16 protein-coding genes and 1 riboswitch are annotated in these 14,213 nt (G+C 61.8%); of the genes, 11 read left to right on the top strand and 5 right to left on the bottom strand.

The features are described 5' to 3' along the window. Nucleotides 1–15: 15 nt before the first annotated feature. A complete protein-coding gene (locus VKT51_00080; protein ID HLJ82553.1) occupies nt 16–1,119 on the bottom strand; it encodes an alkaline phosphatase family protein in 1,104 nt (367 codons plus the stop codon). A gap of 46 nt (nt 1,120–1,165) precedes the next feature. Between VKT51_00080 and VKT51_00075 the strand changes: the two genes are divergently transcribed. The 7 genes from VKT51_00075 (at nt 1,166) to VKT51_00045 (ending at nt 5,951) form a co-directional block, all read left to right on the top strand. Beyond that, nucleotides 1,166–1,609, top strand: a complete 444-nt coding sequence (locus VKT51_00075) for a hypothetical protein (GenBank protein HLJ82552.1) — start codon at nt 1,166–1,168, stop codon at nt 1,607–1,609. Nucleotides 1,610–1,834: 225 nt separating this feature from the next. Then, nucleotides 1,835–1,978, top strand: coding sequence for a hypothetical protein (locus VKT51_00070; protein ID HLJ82551.1), 144 nt, complete (start codon nt 1,835–1,837; stop codon nt 1,976–1,978). Between the two features lie 214 nt (nt 1,979–2,192). Next, a complete protein-coding gene (tdh, locus tag VKT51_00065; GenBank protein ID HLJ82550.1) occupies nt 2,193–3,218 on the top strand; it encodes an L-threonine 3-dehydrogenase in 1,026 nt (341 codons plus the stop codon). Between the two features lie 7 nt (nt 3,219–3,225). Beyond that, nucleotides 3,226–4,419 (top strand): glycine C-acetyltransferase, encoded by a 1,194-nt coding sequence (locus VKT51_00060; GenBank protein ID HLJ82549.1) that lies wholly within the window; start codon nt 3,226–3,228, stop codon nt 4,417–4,419. Between the two features lie 73 nt (nt 4,420–4,492). Beyond that, nucleotides 4,493–4,924: a DUF5069 domain-containing protein gene (locus tag VKT51_00055; GenBank protein ID HLJ82548.1), complete on the top strand. Its 432-nt coding sequence runs from the start codon at nt 4,493–4,495 to the stop codon at nt 4,922–4,924. Nucleotide 4,925: 1 nt separating this feature from the next. Beyond that, nucleotides 4,926–5,351 carry a DUF5069 domain-containing protein gene (locus VKT51_00050; GenBank protein HLJ82547.1) on the top strand — a complete coding sequence of 142 codons (426 nt, stop codon included), beginning with the start codon at nt 4,926–4,928 and terminating at the stop codon, nt 5,349–5,351. Nucleotides 5,352–5,354: 3 nt separating this feature from the next. Beyond that, nucleotides 5,355–5,951 carry a cob(I)yrinic acid a,c-diamide adenosyltransferase gene (locus VKT51_00045; protein HLJ82546.1) on the top strand — a complete coding sequence of 199 codons (597 nt, stop codon included), beginning with the start codon at nt 5,355–5,357 and terminating at the stop codon, nt 5,949–5,951. 7 nt (nt 5,952–5,958) lie between these two features. Here the strand turns inward: VKT51_00045 and VKT51_00040 are convergent, their stop codons facing one another. Together VKT51_00040 and VKT51_00035 are read right to left on the bottom strand one after the other, a co-directional pair. Continuing rightward, nucleotides 5,959–7,359 carry a glycoside hydrolase family 125 protein gene (locus VKT51_00040; protein ID HLJ82545.1) on the bottom strand — a complete coding sequence of 467 codons (1,401 nt, stop codon included), beginning with the start codon at nt 7,357–7,359 and terminating at the stop codon, nt 5,959–5,961. Continuing rightward, nucleotides 7,334–7,891: a hypothetical protein gene (locus VKT51_00035; GenBank protein ID HLJ82544.1), complete on the bottom strand. Its 558-nt coding sequence runs from the start codon at nt 7,889–7,891 to the stop codon at nt 7,334–7,336. Before VKT51_00035 ends, VKT51_00040 begins: the two co-directional genes overlap by 26 nt. A gap of 102 nt (nt 7,892–7,993) precedes the next feature. On the opposite strand from VKT51_00035, the gene VKT51_00030 reads away from it, so the two are divergent. The 4 genes from VKT51_00030 to VKT51_00015 are packed head-to-tail and all read left to right on the top strand — an operon-like array spanning nt 7,994 to nt 11,582. After that, nucleotides 7,994–8,200, top strand: coding sequence for a hypothetical protein (locus VKT51_00030; GenBank protein ID HLJ82543.1), 207 nt, complete (start codon nt 7,994–7,996; stop codon nt 8,198–8,200). Between the two features lie 38 nt (nt 8,201–8,238). Continuing rightward, the gene (locus tag VKT51_00025; protein ID HLJ82542.1) at nt 8,239–9,450 is read left to right on the top strand and encodes an MFS transporter; all 1,212 of its coding nucleotides are present in this window, start codon (nt 8,239–8,241) and stop codon (nt 9,448–9,450) included. 19 nt (nt 9,451–9,469) lie between these two features. Then, nucleotides 9,470–10,159 (top strand): response regulator transcription factor, encoded by a 690-nt coding sequence (locus tag VKT51_00020; protein ID HLJ82541.1) that lies wholly within the window; start codon nt 9,470–9,472, stop codon nt 10,157–10,159. Beyond that, nucleotides 10,149–11,582 carry an ATP-binding protein gene (locus VKT51_00015; GenBank protein HLJ82540.1) on the top strand — a complete coding sequence of 478 codons (1,434 nt, stop codon included), beginning with the start codon at nt 10,149–10,151 and terminating at the stop codon, nt 11,580–11,582. Before VKT51_00020 ends, VKT51_00015 begins: the two co-directional genes overlap by 11 nt. A 71-nt stretch (nt 11,583–11,653) precedes the next feature. Here VKT51_00015 and VKT51_00010 read toward each other — a convergent pair whose 3' ends face one another. Both VKT51_00010 and VKT51_00005 read right to left on the bottom strand, forming a co-directional pair. Beyond that, nucleotides 11,654–13,042, bottom strand: coding sequence for an Nramp family divalent metal transporter (locus VKT51_00010; protein HLJ82539.1), 1,389 nt, complete (start codon nt 13,040–13,042; stop codon nt 11,654–11,656). A gap of 298 nt (nt 13,043–13,340) precedes the next feature. Then, nucleotides 13,341–13,509, bottom strand: a riboswitch (M-box (ykoK) riboswitch). Nucleotides 13,510–13,606: 97 nt separating this feature from the next. Then, nucleotides 13,607–14,213: hypothetical protein (locus tag VKT51_00005; GenBank protein ID HLJ82538.1), on the bottom strand; the 607-nt coding region annotated here is incomplete at its 5' end.

The raw sequence follows: 14,213 nt of genomic DNA, 5'->3' as shown, positions 1-14,213 counted from the left end.
TATTTTTGCAGGCTATCATTCGTTGGCGCCGCCATCGTCGTCCTCGACCGGAAGCGTATCGTCCGTGCTTATAGGTCCATGAGGTATCTTCTTAAAGGTTCGTACCCGCTGCGTGAAGTTGAAACAGTCCGATAAGTTGTCCGATCGCGATTCAGACGCGGTTCCCAAACTCGGGAGGCTGAACGTAGCCTCGATGAAGTTCAGAATCGAGCCGAACTCGTGCTGCACGTGCGAGACATATGCGACTTTCGCAAACGGCGATATCACAAGCAGCGGAACGCGGAAACCAAGGCCTTCTGCATCGAGTTGCGGCGGCGCGACGTGGTCATACCAACCGCCCCAATCATCCCAGACGAGAATGATAGCAGTGCTCGACCAACACGGGCTCGCTCCAATCGCGTTGTAGACAGCGCCGACCCACGCCGGGCCCTGGTCGCCTACGGAGTGCGGTGTGCCCGCGTGGTCTGAATTACCGGCATTTGGTGTGACCCACGTGACGTTGGGAAGCGTACACGAACTCGTGCCGATGTCGTTGAAGACATTGGTCTCGGGCATGGATACATCGCCGTTTGTCCAGTCGGATCCGTAACGGATGTGCCGTATCGCGTCGTACGCGTTCCAAACGCCGGGGCTCGCGGGGAAGGCGCCCGTCGAGTAGTATCGCCACGAGAGCCCGGCGTTATCTAGCTCATCGCCAAGCGTTGTGTAGTCGTAACACGGCGGCAGGCGAACTTGAGAATCGCAACCCCACGACGTCCCCGGGGGGTTCGTGTACTTGCCTGACTGTCCGGCGATTAGGTACTGATGAGCGGGAAAGCTTGGGCCGCCGTTGCTCTGAAAGTTGTTGTCGCCCAGGGTGTAGAGTTTCGCTAGCGTCCAGTATTCCTGTTCATACTTCTGTTGAACATACGAATACGGTTCCAGGCCAGACAATTGTTTGCCATGCACTTCCAAATTGAAGCCATCCATTTTACCGTTGTCGTATGCGACCTTGAAGTCGGACGGATAATGCCCAAGGTCCTGAGGTCGGTAGAGCTGACTTGCCTTGAGTTGTACGACCGCACCATTGCTTTCGACGCCGGTGCTGACTGTATTCGCGCCAGGAAAGCCATGGAACATGGTGTCGAACGTCCGGTTTTCTTGGACGATGACGACGATGTGTCTGATGCGTGGACTCGGTGACGGGCTTGGCGACGGTGTCGGTGTTGGTGTAGGCGTCGGTGTTGGTGTCGGTGTTGGCGTCGGTGTAGGCGTCGGTGTTGGCGATGGCGATGGCGATGGCGTGTCCGTCGGGGACGGTGTCGGCGACGGCGTATCCGTCGGGGACGGTGTCGGCGACGGCGTGTCTGTCGAGGACGATGACGGCATCGGCGAGGGAGAATCGCTCGATCCCGGAGATGGTGTGTCGGTTGGGCCCGGAGACGGCGTATCCGTTGGCCCTGGTGAGGGTGTGTCCGTTGGACCCGGCGACGGTGTATCGAAAGGTTGCGGAAGATCGCCGCCGACAACGACTTTAATCTTCGCCGTCGCGCGATCTATTGCTATGACGACGTCCGTGGTCCCGTTTGGGTGGGCGGTCAGCAAGAATCGCGTCGTACGAAGCGATTGAAAAGATTTCCCCGACGCGATCGCGAGTACCGCTTTGCTTGCGACGCGTTCCGCGCCAATCGGCAACGTCGTTAAGCATTCGATAGTCCGGCCGTGGCCGAGCGTGCCACAGCCAGCGGCATCTGCCGATAGAAGCACGTTGAAGCTCTGTTTGCCGAGCGAAAGGAACACCAAAAGGTTCGAACGCAAACGCATCGGTTTTGGAGATGCGACCGTATCGATGGTAATGGCAACGGCGACCGAAGCACGTGCGATTGTCGCGTCAACCGTGGGCTTCGCAAACGTCGTGCTGGAAGGCGCCGACGGAATCGTGCCGCCACCTCCGCCGCAAGCAGCAACGACGGCGGCGCATACGAAGATGGTCGTATAGATCAAAGCAGAAAATCGACGTTTCAAAATAGCTTTGAAACCTCTAGCTGCCGATCGGCGCCGTTGTATGGCGCTTTGGAGGGCTTTACCGATGTTTGGGATTACGCTGTCGGGAACCTGCCCGCCATGGCGCACGCACCGCGCGCTTCACAGGCGAGACCAGACTGCTGGTCGTAGATTGGCGTATGGGACCGACGAAAAGTATGCGAGCGCTCATGAAGCAGCGACCCGGACCGGGCATGGAAATCGTATCGGCGCCGATCCCGACCATCGGCCCATCCGATGTTCTGATCCGCGTTCGCAAAGCCGGCATCTGCGGTACCGACTATCATATCTGGTCTTGGGATAAGTGGTCGCAAGGGCGCATCAAGCCGCCGCTGATCGTCGGCCACGAATTCATGGGCATCGTCGAAGAAGTCGGAAACGCGGTGCAGAGCGTCAAACCAGGCGATCGCGTTTCAGCCGAAGGGCACATCTCGTGCGGCACGTGTCTTTTGTGCCGCACTGGTCAAGAATATATCTGCGAGCACGTGCAGATCATCGGAGTGGATCGCGACGGCTGCTTTGCCGACCACATCTCCATGCCGGCGCACAATGTCTGGAAGCTCGATCCGGCGGTTCCCGATGAGTGGGCCGCCGTCTTCGATCCGCTCGGCAATGCGGTGCACACGGTCATGGCTGCCGGGGTCAGCGCGAAGTCAGTCGTCATCACGGGCGTCGGCTCCATCGGCTTGATGGCCATTCCGGTCGCGCGCGCGGCGGGCGCCGCAAAAGTTATCGCCGTCGATCTCAATCCCCAAAAGCTCGAACTCGCAAAATCACTCGGCGCCGACGACGTCTTCGATGCTCGCGACAAGGACGTTCGCGAGAAGATCCTTGCCCTGACCAACGGCGACGGAGCCGACGTCCTGCTCGAGATGAGTGGAAGCGGCGCTGCGATCAACCTCGGCTTGAGCACGGTGCGAAACGGCGGCCGCGCGGCGCTTCTCGGTTTGCCTTCGGATAATGTCAGTCTCAACCTCGCCGAACACATCATCTTCAAAGGTCTCACCGTCCTCGGCATCAACGGCCGAAACATGTTCGAGACCTGGTATCAGACGCAAGCGATGGTCGTCGCCGGACGCATCGACCTGACCAAGATCATCACGCATGTCTTGCCGTTCGAGCAGTATGCAGAATGCTTCGACCTGCTCAAAGAGGGCAAGGCCGCGAAGATCGTCATGAACATCGCAGACGCATGAGGAACCGATGAATCAGACCTACGACCGCAAATTGAAAACCGATCTCGATGCGTTGCGCGCCGCCGGAACGTTCAAGTCGCTGCGCCATATCACGACGCCGATGTCGGCGCACGTCAACATGGTGGAGGCCGGGGACGCGATCGTGCTCTCGAGCAACAACTATCTCGGGCTTGCCGCCAATCCGCGCGTCGTCGCGGCGGGCGTCGAAGGTCTGCATAAGTATGGCGCAGGGACGGCCAGCGTCCGGTTCATCTGCGGCACGCTCGATATCCACTCGCGGCTCGAAGAAAAGATCGCGTCGTTTCTCGGTACCGAGAGCGCGATCACGTATGTCTCGTGCTGGGCTGCAAATACGGGCCTTATCCCCACGATCGGACTCGAGGGCACGGCGGTCATCTCCGATGAGCTCAACCACGCGTCGATCATCGACGGTTGTCGTATGGCGACGCAAGCGCAGCGGTTGCGCTATAAGCACTCCGATATGGCGGACCTCGAAGCCAAGCTTGCATCGCTTGCCCCCGATATGACAAAATTCATCGTCACCGATGGTGTTTTTTCGATGGAGGGGGATCTGGCCAAGCTGCCGGAGCTCGTCGCACTCGCGAAACGCTACAACGGCGTGACGATCGTCGACGACAGCCACGGCACCGGTGTCATGGGCGCCACGGGCCGCGGCACGATCGAACACTTCGGACTGACCGGCCAAGTCGACATCATCACGGGCACGCTCGGCAAGGCGCTGGGCGGAGCCGCGGGCGGTTTCGTCGCCGGGTCGACCGCGTTGATCGAGACGCTCGTCCAAAAGTCGCGCCCGCAACTGTTCTCCAACGCGTTGCCGGCGACGGTCGCTTGCAGCGCACTCGCGGCGATCGAGGAACTCGAAGAACATCCGGAACTTCTTGCGCGTCAACGCGAGAACGTCGCATTCTTTCGCGAGGGGCTTGCAAGGATCGGCTTCAAACCGCTCGACGGCCCGAGCGCGATCATCCCGATCATCGTCGGCGAGACGGCATTTGCGATCAAGATGAGCGACATGCTTCTGAAACAAGGCGTGTTCGTCACAGGCTTCGGCTTCCCGGTCGTGCCGGAGGGCTCTGCACGCATCCGCGTGCAGATGAGTTCGTCGCTTTCGCGCGCCGATCTGGAGAAGGCCCTCGCCGCATTCGAAGGAGTCGGCCGTGAACTCGGGCTCATCCGCTGATGACGTTCAAACGATCCGATCCGGCACGATTGCCGTAGAGGGGCAATCGTCGCCTGGCCTCAAAACCAACAGCATGGACCTGACGAAATCGTATCCGCGAAGCCCGCGGGAGCGCCTGGGCGGAATTCCGATGCTGCCGCGTACCATCGACAAGGCCCGCGCCGCCATCGCGGGCACGCTTGGCGAATACAAGTACGGTGAGTCAAGCGACTTCGATATGTATCTGTTTGAGACGCTCGGCGTCGATGCCGAGTCGTTCCTCGACGGCGTGCGGCGGTCGCCGGACGATGCAGCCGTATTGCGCTGGCTGCATGCCAACGCCCGCACAGTGGCGGAGCGCGACGACGAACGGCTGCTCGAAACGCTCGAGCGCGACGGCGTCGATTCGGACGACGGCCGAGCTCAGTTGGACAAGTGGACGGAGAAGAACGTGCCGCCGCCGCTGCGCGCTCGCATACGATCCTGGGTCGATAAACTCGATTTTGATGAAGGACGGATCACCTGATATGGACCTGATCACGGGAATTCCGCGCAGTCCAAACGATCTGCTCGGCGGCATCGCCATGCTGCCGCGCACGATCGACAAGGCACGCGCTTTGATAGCCGGGACGATCGGCGAATACGTCTATGGCGACAAGAGCTCGTTCGACAAAGATCTGCTCGATTTTCTCGGCGTCAGTTCAGCAGATTTTCTCGAAGCCGTTCGCAACTCGCCCGATGATGCTGCAGTGCTCGCATGGGTCCAGGCGCACGGGCGCAATCCTTCACCCGCAGAGATCAAAGCCTTCACAGCGGGGTTCCAGAGCGACGGCGATGACGACGAGGACCGCGCGCGTTTCGCGATACGCAGGGGCGAATTGCCACCGCACATCCAGCCGAAGGTCAAAGGCTGGGCCGATCTGCTCGACGCGCGCGAAGGCCGCATCTCCTAGCCCATGCCAAAGCCAGCGCGGATCTATACGCGCACGGGCGATGATGGCACGACGGGACTTGTCGGGGGGCAACGCGTCCACAAATCATCCGGGCGCATCGAATGCTTCGGCGCGGTGGATGAGTGTTCCACCGTCATCGGGCTTGCGCGCCGCGCACTGAAAGACGAACCGGCACGCGTTGAACGCGTTCGCGTGCTGGATACATGGCTCGCATGGGTGCAAGACCTTTTATTCAATCTCGGCAGCGATCTCGCGACGCTCCCGGCAGACCGGCGCGCAGATGCTCCGACCGTATCGGCCGCGGACATCGCGAGCCTCGAACGCGCGATTGACGGGGCACAAGACGAGCTCGAACCGCTCACCAATTTCATCCTTCCGGGCGGGTCGTGGCCGGGCGCCTTCTTGCATCAGGCGCGCACCGTCTGCCGCCGCGCCGAACGGCTCATGGCCGGGCTTGCGAAATCGGAGAACGTCTCGTCGGACGCGCTGATATTCATCAATCGGCTTTCCGACGCATTGTTCGTCTGGGCGCGCTGGATCAACGCAGGCTTGGGTGAAACCGAGCACCGGTGGAATCAGAAGAGCACGCCCCCTTCGTAGACAGACGCTAACGATCCATCGGCAGCAATTCGGCCGCGCGCATCACTTGAGCCGCATACTGCCACTGGGCGACCGGGGAGTTCAAGACGGGCGTCGGCTCGCTACCCGGCTGTGGTTCGAATCCACCGAAAGTACGAAATCGAAGTTCCGCATCGAGCGCATTGACCCAGCCGAACGACGCGCGCGTGAATTGCGACGGATCGTTCGGGTTCACGCTCTCGGAGAGCGCGCCATCGGAATTCCTCGTAGCGTCGATCTCGGCGAGCATCCTGCGCACTTCGCTGGCATCGGTCGCGGTGAGCGCTTGCACGACGAGGCCCATCGGCCAAATCCAACCGGTCGGTGTGTGCGGGCTCCCCTCGCCTGCGGCGAAACGACCTGAGTAGTAGTATGGATTGGCGCGCGATAAGACCCACTCGCGAGTCCCGCGATACGTGCCGTCGCCGCTAAATATTTCATCTATATAAGGAAGCGAGAGCAGACTCGGCACATTCGCATCGTCCATCAGCTCGTAGCCGCCGAGCCCGTCTACTTCGTAGGCGTAGATGCGGCCGTACCGCATGTCGAACACCTCGCCGTAGCGCTCGATCCCGGACCGCACTTGCGCCGCGAGTGTGCTCGCCCGCTTAGCGGCACCGCTGTCTCGGTAACCGATCATCTCGAGCTGTGCGAGATCATCGAGAGCGTTAGCTGCAAAAGCTTCCTGTGGGATGTTGTAGGGGTAGCGCACTGGATCGTCTGACGGGCGGAACGCGCCCCAGATCATACCAGTGTAAGCATAGGGCGCTCCGGCGCCGTTGTTCTCCAAAAATCGCGTTCGATACGTCGAGCACGTGGCGTGCTTCTGCTCGCACTCGAACGTCTGCAACGAATGGTCGAGCGCCCAATGCAGCCGCTGCGTGAATATCTGCCGATCCGCCGTGGTTCGCCAGTACAGCCACGCCAGCCGAATCGGGTATGCGAGCGAGTCGACCTCCCACTTCTCTTCCCAGATCTTATAGCCGGCGGTGAACGCATTGGCGCGCGAATCCGTGAGGATGTTCTTCGCATCGCGAGCTATCACACCGCGGATCGAGCGGTCGAGATGCGGCGAGAACGGAATAAAACGCACGTACGGCCGCGCCTGACCCGCTGAATCGCGGAGCCACATCGCCGGGATGTCGCCCGTTTGGACGTACGTCGTGCCGTCTGCTTCGGTGAAGAAGTCGTCCTGAAGCGTACGGAAAAGACCAAGAATCTGGTCCCCAGGCAGCAATGGTCCGGCGGTTGTCGCGGGCGTTGCGTTCGACGAGCTCGGTATCGGCGCGCAGAGCGTCAGGCATACCGCGAGCGAAACGGCTCGGAGGAAAGCTGCGGGGCCGGCTTCACGCCGGCCCTCATGATCATCTTCCGTAGCCGGCTTCGCCATACCACCGCATATAGAGCGTGCGCGCCGATTCGCCGAGCTCACTTAACACGGGGATCAAGTCTTGAGCCGTGCGGTCGTCGATAACGCCCTGCACCGTCGTCGCGTGCCGGAGCGTTCGGTTCACACGCTCGGCCGTGGACTTGATGCGCTCGCAATCGCGCAGCGTCTCGTCCGACGGGCTTTTCAGACGGCCTGCCGTGACATAGCGCGGCGGCGAGAGCGCGCGTCCTATCTCCGCCATGCAATCGCACAGCGTGAGCGCGCGCCTTACGTGATCCAATGTCCTCGACTTCGAAAAAAGGAGCGCGATCAGCTCGCTTGCACGCCAACGAACTTCGTCGGCGATGAGCATGATGTCGAGCACGTCGTATTCGGGCGAATGCGCGGGGTCGTAGTCCATCCAGCGCGCGGTGATGTTCCACTCGGACGGCGAGTTGTATATCGGCTCAAACGTCCAGGCGACGTCGGTTCCGCCGAGATGCACGCGCTCGTGCGACCGGCGAGCGGGCTGTCCGTGCGTGTCTTCCGGCATAGTGACTCCAATCCGACGTGTCTCTCGGCTTTTGCTCGTTCAACGGAGCAGCCTCCTCCGTGCGGGGAGCCCGGCGTCCGTGCCTTGAACGCAGACGGTACGATGAAAAAGCGACCGCGCGCCGACAAGCCGGTATTTCGCGGACTCGATCACGAACGCCGTAGTTGCACGGACAAGAAACGATTCTCCAATCCTGGAGCGGCGCGAAGCCACGCATCGTATCTGCGCAGTGCATATCCGGACACTCCGCCGATGTCGGAGTATGGTTGCGAATTCTGCGGCGGTTGGCACCTGGCGAAGTCTCACTAGGTCGGACGGCGTTCGCCGCCGAACCGCCCGTGCGCGCCATGCAGCTCTTCTCTCGCCTCTTGCCCATCCTGGGCGTCACATTTGTCGACATACTCGGCTTCAGCATCATCCTGCCGATTCTGCCGTATTTCATCACGCATTTCGGGGCGTCGGATGTCGTCGTCGGCTTTCTCTTCTCGACCTTCGCGGGCTGCCAGCTCGTGGCCGGCCCGATCTGGGGCCGCGTCAGCGATAAGATCGGACGCAAGAGCGTTTTGATCGTGAGTCAGGTGGGCGCGACGATCGGCTGGGCGATGCTCGCCTTTGCTGGAAATATCTTCTGGGTCTTCGTCGCACGGATCGTGGAGGGCGTCTCGGGAGGGAACATCAGCGTCACGAATTCGTACGTGGCCGATCTCGTGGAACCAAGACAGCGGACGCGCGCGTTCGCGTATGTGCAGGCCGCCTTCAGCGCGGGCATCGTCTTTGGACCGGCGTTCGGCGGGTTCCTGATGAAGAGCTTCACGGTGTCGCATGGGGCGGCGGCCGGTTTCGCTGCGCCGTTTCTCGCGGCCGCGGCGCTTCAATTCGTGACGCTGCTGCTCACCATCTTTATGTTGCCGGAGTCACGACAACGCGACAAGACGCAAGCCATCTCGACGCTCGCCGATGTCGGCCATTCGCTTGCCGACAAGCGCATCGCTCCGATTCTGTGGCAGATGTGGGCGTATTCGCTCGCGCTCTACGGCTGGTTCGCGATCTATTCGCTTATGTTCAAAGAGGCGCTCGGCTTCACACCGTGGCAAGCGAGCTACGTCTTCTCCGGTTTCGGCGCGTTCAGCGTGTTGCTTCAACTCTTCGTCGTAGGCCAGATATCCGATCGGACGAGCGACCGCGTGTGCTCCAATATCGGCATCGCATGCTCGGTCGCCGGCTTCGCGTGTGTGCCGCTCATCCATAGCCTGCCGACGATGCTGCCTACCATGGTCTTCTTCGCCATTGGCATGGCGCTGTCTCGGCCCGGACTCAACTCGCTGCTCACGAACGCGATTCCGGATGACCAGCGCGGCGTGATTCTCGGTGTGGGTTCATCGCTCGACAACGTCTCCGGCATCGTCATGCCTCCGATATCCACGTCTGTCTTAGGAAAATTCGGACCCGGTTGGAGCGGTCTTGCTTCTCTTTGCTGCTCCGCCGTCGCGCTTGCGATCGGGTTAGCCCGCCAAGCGCGCGAACATGCGCAGGCCTCGACCGCAGCTGCCGGCGACTGATCGCTCCTAAGGAGTATCGGTGAAGGTTCTCGTTGTCGAAGATGATGCTCGGCTCGCCGACGTCCTCCGGCGGGGCCTGGCCGAGAGCGGCCACGTCGTAGATGTTGAAGGGGATGGAGCGCGCGGAGAGTTTGCCGCGCTCGGCGGATCGTATGACGTGATTATCTTGGACTGCATGCTGCCCAGTAAGGACGGGTTCGCCGTGGCACGCGGCCTTCGTCATGCCGGGAATTCGACGCCGATACTCATGCTGACCGCCCGCGACACGGTCGACGACACGGTTCTTGGACTCGACGCCGGTGCCGACGACTTCGTCCGCAAACCGTTTGTCTTCCGCGAGCTCGAGGCACGTCTTCGCTCCCTCGTCAGGCGCGAACCGGCGCGCCCGCGACAGGACCTGCACGTCGGCGATCTCACCATGGATCTCGGAACGCGCCGCGTGACGCGCGGTGGCAAGCAGATTCCATTGACGGCGCGCGAAACCGCCTTTCTCGAATACCTCATGCGCAACGCCGGCCTGCTCATCACCCGGCCGATGCTCGAAAACGCGCTCTGGGAGCGCGACCGCGAGACCGTCTCAAACTTGATCGAGGTCTACGTCCGCCGTCTGCGCGCCAAGCTCGCGGTCGCCGGCGGAACAGAACTCATCCACACCGTTCGCGGCGCGGGCTATCGCTTCGGCCCGGAAGAAACCTCTGATGCAACGTAGCGGCCTGCGCACGCGTCTGACGCTCACCTACACGATTGCGCTGGTCGCGGGTCTCGTTCTCTTCGCTGCGCTCTCCGATGTCTTGATCGACCGCATGTTCAAGATCGGAGTGGACCAAAGCTTGCGGGAAGCGACTCGGGGTCTCGTGGCGATCACGGATGCCGGACCGAAGGGGATTGCGGTAGACGTGCAGGGCCGACGGCCGCTCACGCAGGTGCTCGGCACGAAGCTCGACGGCGCCATCATCGCCGCCGGCGGCCATGTGGTCGTCACCAACGTTGCTTCCCTACCGGCTGGCCTGCTCGCGCTGACGAGCACCCACGAACGCTCCATCACACTCGCCACCCTGAATCCGTCCGGCAAATCGAGCGACGCGATACGCGTCGCCCTCGCGCCGATCGAGCGCAATGGCAAGACGTTCGGTTATGCGCTCGCGTGGCGGTCGGCCGAAACGCTGGAAGACATCGATCGACCGGCAACGACCGCGTTCGCCATCGCCATCCCGGTGATCGTCATGCTCGCCGCGATCTTCGGCGGCATCATAGCGCGGCGCGGACTCGCGCCGCTTGCAGCGATGGCCGACATCGCGTCCGACATCGAGGCCAACGATCTCAGCCGGCGTCTCCATGCGCCGCCAACCGACGACGAACTCGGTCGTCTCTGTGCGACCTTCGACCGCATGCTCGACCGCCTTGCGGCGGCGTTCGAACGCCAGCGGCGGTTTACAGCCGATGCGTCGCACGAACTGCGCGCACCGCTTTCCGTGATCCGCGCCGAGGCGGACCTCGCGCTTCGTAAGCCGCGCGACGGACCGGAGTATCGCCGGGCCCTCGAAGCGATTGCGACCGAGTCCGAGCGGCTTCGGACGCTCATCGGCGATCTGCTCGCGGTCGCCCGCGCAGACGAACGTGTCGCGGCCGACATCGCGCAAGTCGACGTCGCGGAGTCGACACTAGCGGCGGCCAGGCGGCTCACGCCCGTGGCTCAGACGAAATCCGTCGCGCTCGATGTCGACGTCAAAGATCCGTGCATCGTCACGGGCGACCGCGATGCGTTGGCTCGAGTTCCCGTCGTACTGCTGGATAATGCGGTCAAGTTCGCGCCAAACGGCGGACGCGTCGATGTGAAGGTGGCATTGGAGAACGGGTCAGTCGTCATCCGCGTACACGATGACGGTCCGGGCTTTTCACCCGACGGGCTCCGACAAGCCACGCAGCGTTTTTGGCGAGACGACAGCGCGCGAGGCCGCACCGGCACGGGTCTCGGGCTCGCCATCGCTCGGACGATCGTCGAACAGGCGGGCGGAACGATTGCGCTTTCCAATCGCGCATCGGGCGGCGCGGAAGTGACCGTGCGTCTCCCTGAAGGGGTGCGTCTCCCTGAAGGGGCCGACGCCAGTCGGCCCTCGCCGACGTCCCCTTGAAGGGGCCGACGCCAGTCGGCCCTCGCCGACGCCGCCTTGAAGGGGCCGACGCCAGTCGGCCCGAGCTGACGTCAGGATCCGAGGGACGGGAATATTAGCTGAGCCGTGGATACGATCGTCAGCAATCCGACGATCAACACGGTGGCCCATGCGATGGCATTGAAGACAAAATTGTTCGTGTATTTCCCCATGAGGCGCTTATTGTTAATCAAAAGCAGCATCAAGATGAGCACGACCGGAAGCAGCGCCCCGTTGAGCACTTGCGAATAGAAGATTATCGCCAGCAGCGGTGCGCCCGGAAGGATGACGACGCCTGCGCCGATCACGATCAGCGCGAGATAGAACCCGTAGAAGAACGGCGCTTCCGTCAACCGCTTCTGGACTCCCGATTCGAAGCCAAACGCCTCGCAGACATAGTAAGCGGTCGAAAGCGGCAGGATCGAGGCCGTGAATATCGCCGCGTTGAGCAGGCCCAGCGCGAAGAGCAGCGATGCGTACTTCCCGGCGAGCGGCGCCAGAGCCGATGCGACGTCGCCCGCATCGTTGATGGTGATCATCTGGCCGGCGGCCGCGTGCTGGTTGTGGACGAAGATCGTGGCCGCGCTCGCCACGATGATGAAGAACGCGATCACATCGGTGAAGATCGCGCCGCTGATGACATCGATGCGCGAATAGCGATAGTCCTGCGCCTTGACGCCTTTCTCCACGATCGCCGATTGGATATAGAACTGCATCCAGGGGGAGATCGTCGTGCCGATGACGCCGATCGCCATCAAAGCGTAGGCTTTGCTCGCGGTGAAATGCGGCACGACGGTCTGCGCAAGCACTTCATGCCACGGCGGGTGGACGAGCAGGCCGCTGATGACATAGGAGAGATACAACAAGCAGAAGACGAGAAAGACTTTTTCGACCGACCGGTAATTGCCGCGCACCACGAGCGTGTAGACGAATATCGCGGACAGCGGCACGAGCACGAATTTCGAGAGCAGCGGCACGTACGTCTGAAAGATGGGCGCCGCGGACGCCACGCCCGCGAATTCGGTAGCCGTGTTTCCTAGGTCGCCGAGCACGAAGACCAACAGCACCCAGAAAGTCACGCGCGCGCCGAAGTTCTCGCGGATCAGATCCGCAAGACCTTTGCCGGTCACAGCGCCCATGCGCGCGCACATCTCCTGCACCACGATGAGGGCTATCGTCACCGGTAGTAATATCCAGAGCTGACCGTAGCCGAACTGCGCGCCCGCCAGCGAATACGTGGTTATTCCGCCGACGTCGTTGTCGGCGTTGGCCGTGATGATGCCCGGCCCGACAACCGAGAGAAACATGACGATCGAACGCCATATGCGCGGCCGCGGACGCGCCGGCGTGGGAGTGGGCGACGACGCAGGCGGCGGCGCATCTCCGTGCCGGCCGAAGATCAGCGGATTGAAGATTCGCGGCAGCAGCCGACGGTCGGGCATGGTTCTAGACCTTCATGCGTGTTCGAATCAGCGCAGGAAGAGCCGCTCGACGAATTTCACTCGCCGGGTGAACACTGCATCGTAGCCGCGGACGAGGCCGCGGATCAAGGCGCGTGCGGTCTGGAATTTGAGAAATCGGGTCATAGCACATCACTCCGTCAAGCGTATAGTCACATGGTTTTTCACTATCACTGCCATCCACGGTCGTGCTCACGCCCTTCCCACAAACAAAAAGACCGCGTGCGCTCCTCGCGCCCAACGGTCATGAAGCGTGCGCCGGTCGTCAGTTTTTCTCGAACCGGCTCCTCATGCGTTGAGTTTTGGCACTGCACGACATAAAGTCCGGGTGACTTAGCCGGCTTAGATACCGCCTTATTTCGGCGGTGCCTGGTGGCCCATTGGGGTCTCTCGACCTTTCCGGGCAGCGGCTTGTCTTCGTGCAGACGCCTCACCTAACGAGGAATCTACTTTTGCCATCTTAGCGCAGCAACGGGACGATGTCAACCTGCGGTCGATCAGCGAAGTTCGCGAATCGAAGGAGGCATCGTTTTGATTTCGGCGCCCTTAGGTGTGCAAGGGCTGAGGTGCGTCCAGGTAGTCTTGGAGCAGCAAACCCTCAGCGACTTCCATGGACTCGCCGAAGAGATGTTGTCGAACGGCGAGATCCGCGACTGAAACTCCCTGCGCTTGCGCCTGCGCGATGACCCTCTGGGGCGTGGACGACGTTTCGAACGCATACCACGACGCGAGTCCGAGCTCACCGGCCGTCACGTGCATCGCTTGTGCGGTCGCGTAATCCGGTTGCGCGATTCCCGGGAATCGAAACTCCAGAGCTTTTCGGTACGCGTCGTAGCGCGCTTGCGTCGAGTAAAGATCGAGCAGGTCGAGCCGCACCGCGAGTTGCCGCGATTGCGCTGCATACATCCGGTTGGACGCGTCGTCCGCCATCGACTTCGCTGCATCCCAAGCGGCAAGAGCTTTGTCGAGCGCGGCTTGCACGGCGGGCATATCCTTCGCCGAGATGTCGCCGGACGTGGTGTCGAGCCGATTCAGCGCTGCGAGGAAATCGGCAAGCGGCTTCACGGAATCCCCGGCTGTGGAGACGGCGGCACGCGAGCGGTTGACGGCGTCGGCCAGATCGTCCGATGCACTCGAGAGCGTTGCCGTGGCC

The sequence above is a fragment of the Candidatus Eremiobacteraceae bacterium genome (assembly GCA_035295225.1).
Classification (GTDB): Bacteria; Vulcanimicrobiota; Vulcanimicrobiia; order Eremiobacterales; family Eremiobacteraceae; genus JABCYQ01.
Note: the sequence above shows the minus strand (reverse complement) of the source record. Positions and strands in the feature narration are given on the sequence as shown.

What these genes read in the sequence shown, in the direction of transcription:
- VKT51_00080 (HLJ82553.1), bottom strand. Translation starts at nt 1,119, where the DNA reads ATGTTCCATGGCTTTCCTGGCGCGAATACAGTCAGCACCGGCGTCGAA.
- VKT51_00075 (HLJ82552.1), top strand. Translation starts at nt 1,166, where the DNA reads ATGCGTGGACTCGGTGACGGGCTTGGCGACGGTGTCGGTGTTGGTGTA.
- VKT51_00070 (HLJ82551.1), top strand. Translation starts at nt 1,835, where the DNA reads ATGGCAACGGCGACCGAAGCACGTGCGATTGTCGCGTCAACCGTGGGC.
- tdh (HLJ82550.1), top strand. Translation starts at nt 2,193, where the DNA reads ATGAAGCAGCGACCCGGACCGGGCATGGAAATCGTATCGGCGCCGATC.
- VKT51_00060 (HLJ82549.1), top strand. Translation starts at nt 3,226, where the DNA reads ATGAATCAGACCTACGACCGCAAATTGAAAACCGATCTCGATGCGTTG.
- VKT51_00055 (HLJ82548.1), top strand. Translation starts at nt 4,493, where the DNA reads ATGGACCTGACGAAATCGTATCCGCGAAGCCCGCGGGAGCGCCTGGGC.
- VKT51_00050 (HLJ82547.1), top strand. Translation starts at nt 4,926, where the DNA reads ATGGACCTGATCACGGGAATTCCGCGCAGTCCAAACGATCTGCTCGGC.
- VKT51_00045 (HLJ82546.1), top strand. Translation starts at nt 5,355, where the DNA reads ATGCCAAAGCCAGCGCGGATCTATACGCGCACGGGCGATGATGGCACG.
- VKT51_00040 (HLJ82545.1), bottom strand. Translation starts at nt 7,359, where the DNA reads ATGGCGAAGCCGGCTACGGAAGATGATCATGAGGGCCGGCGTGAAGCC.
- VKT51_00035 (HLJ82544.1), bottom strand. Translation starts at nt 7,891, where the DNA reads ATGCCGGAAGACACGCACGGACAGCCCGCTCGCCGGTCGCACGAGCGC.
- VKT51_00030 (HLJ82543.1), top strand. Translation starts at nt 7,994, where the DNA reads ATGAAAAAGCGACCGCGCGCCGACAAGCCGGTATTTCGCGGACTCGAT.
- VKT51_00025 (HLJ82542.1), top strand. Translation starts at nt 8,239, where the DNA reads ATGCAGCTCTTCTCTCGCCTCTTGCCCATCCTGGGCGTCACATTTGTC.
- VKT51_00015 (HLJ82540.1), top strand. Translation starts at nt 10,149, where the DNA reads ATGCAACGTAGCGGCCTGCGCACGCGTCTGACGCTCACCTACACGATT.
- VKT51_00010 (HLJ82539.1), bottom strand. Translation starts at nt 13,042, where the DNA reads ATGCCCGACCGTCGGCTGCTGCCGCGAATCTTCAATCCGCTGATCTTC.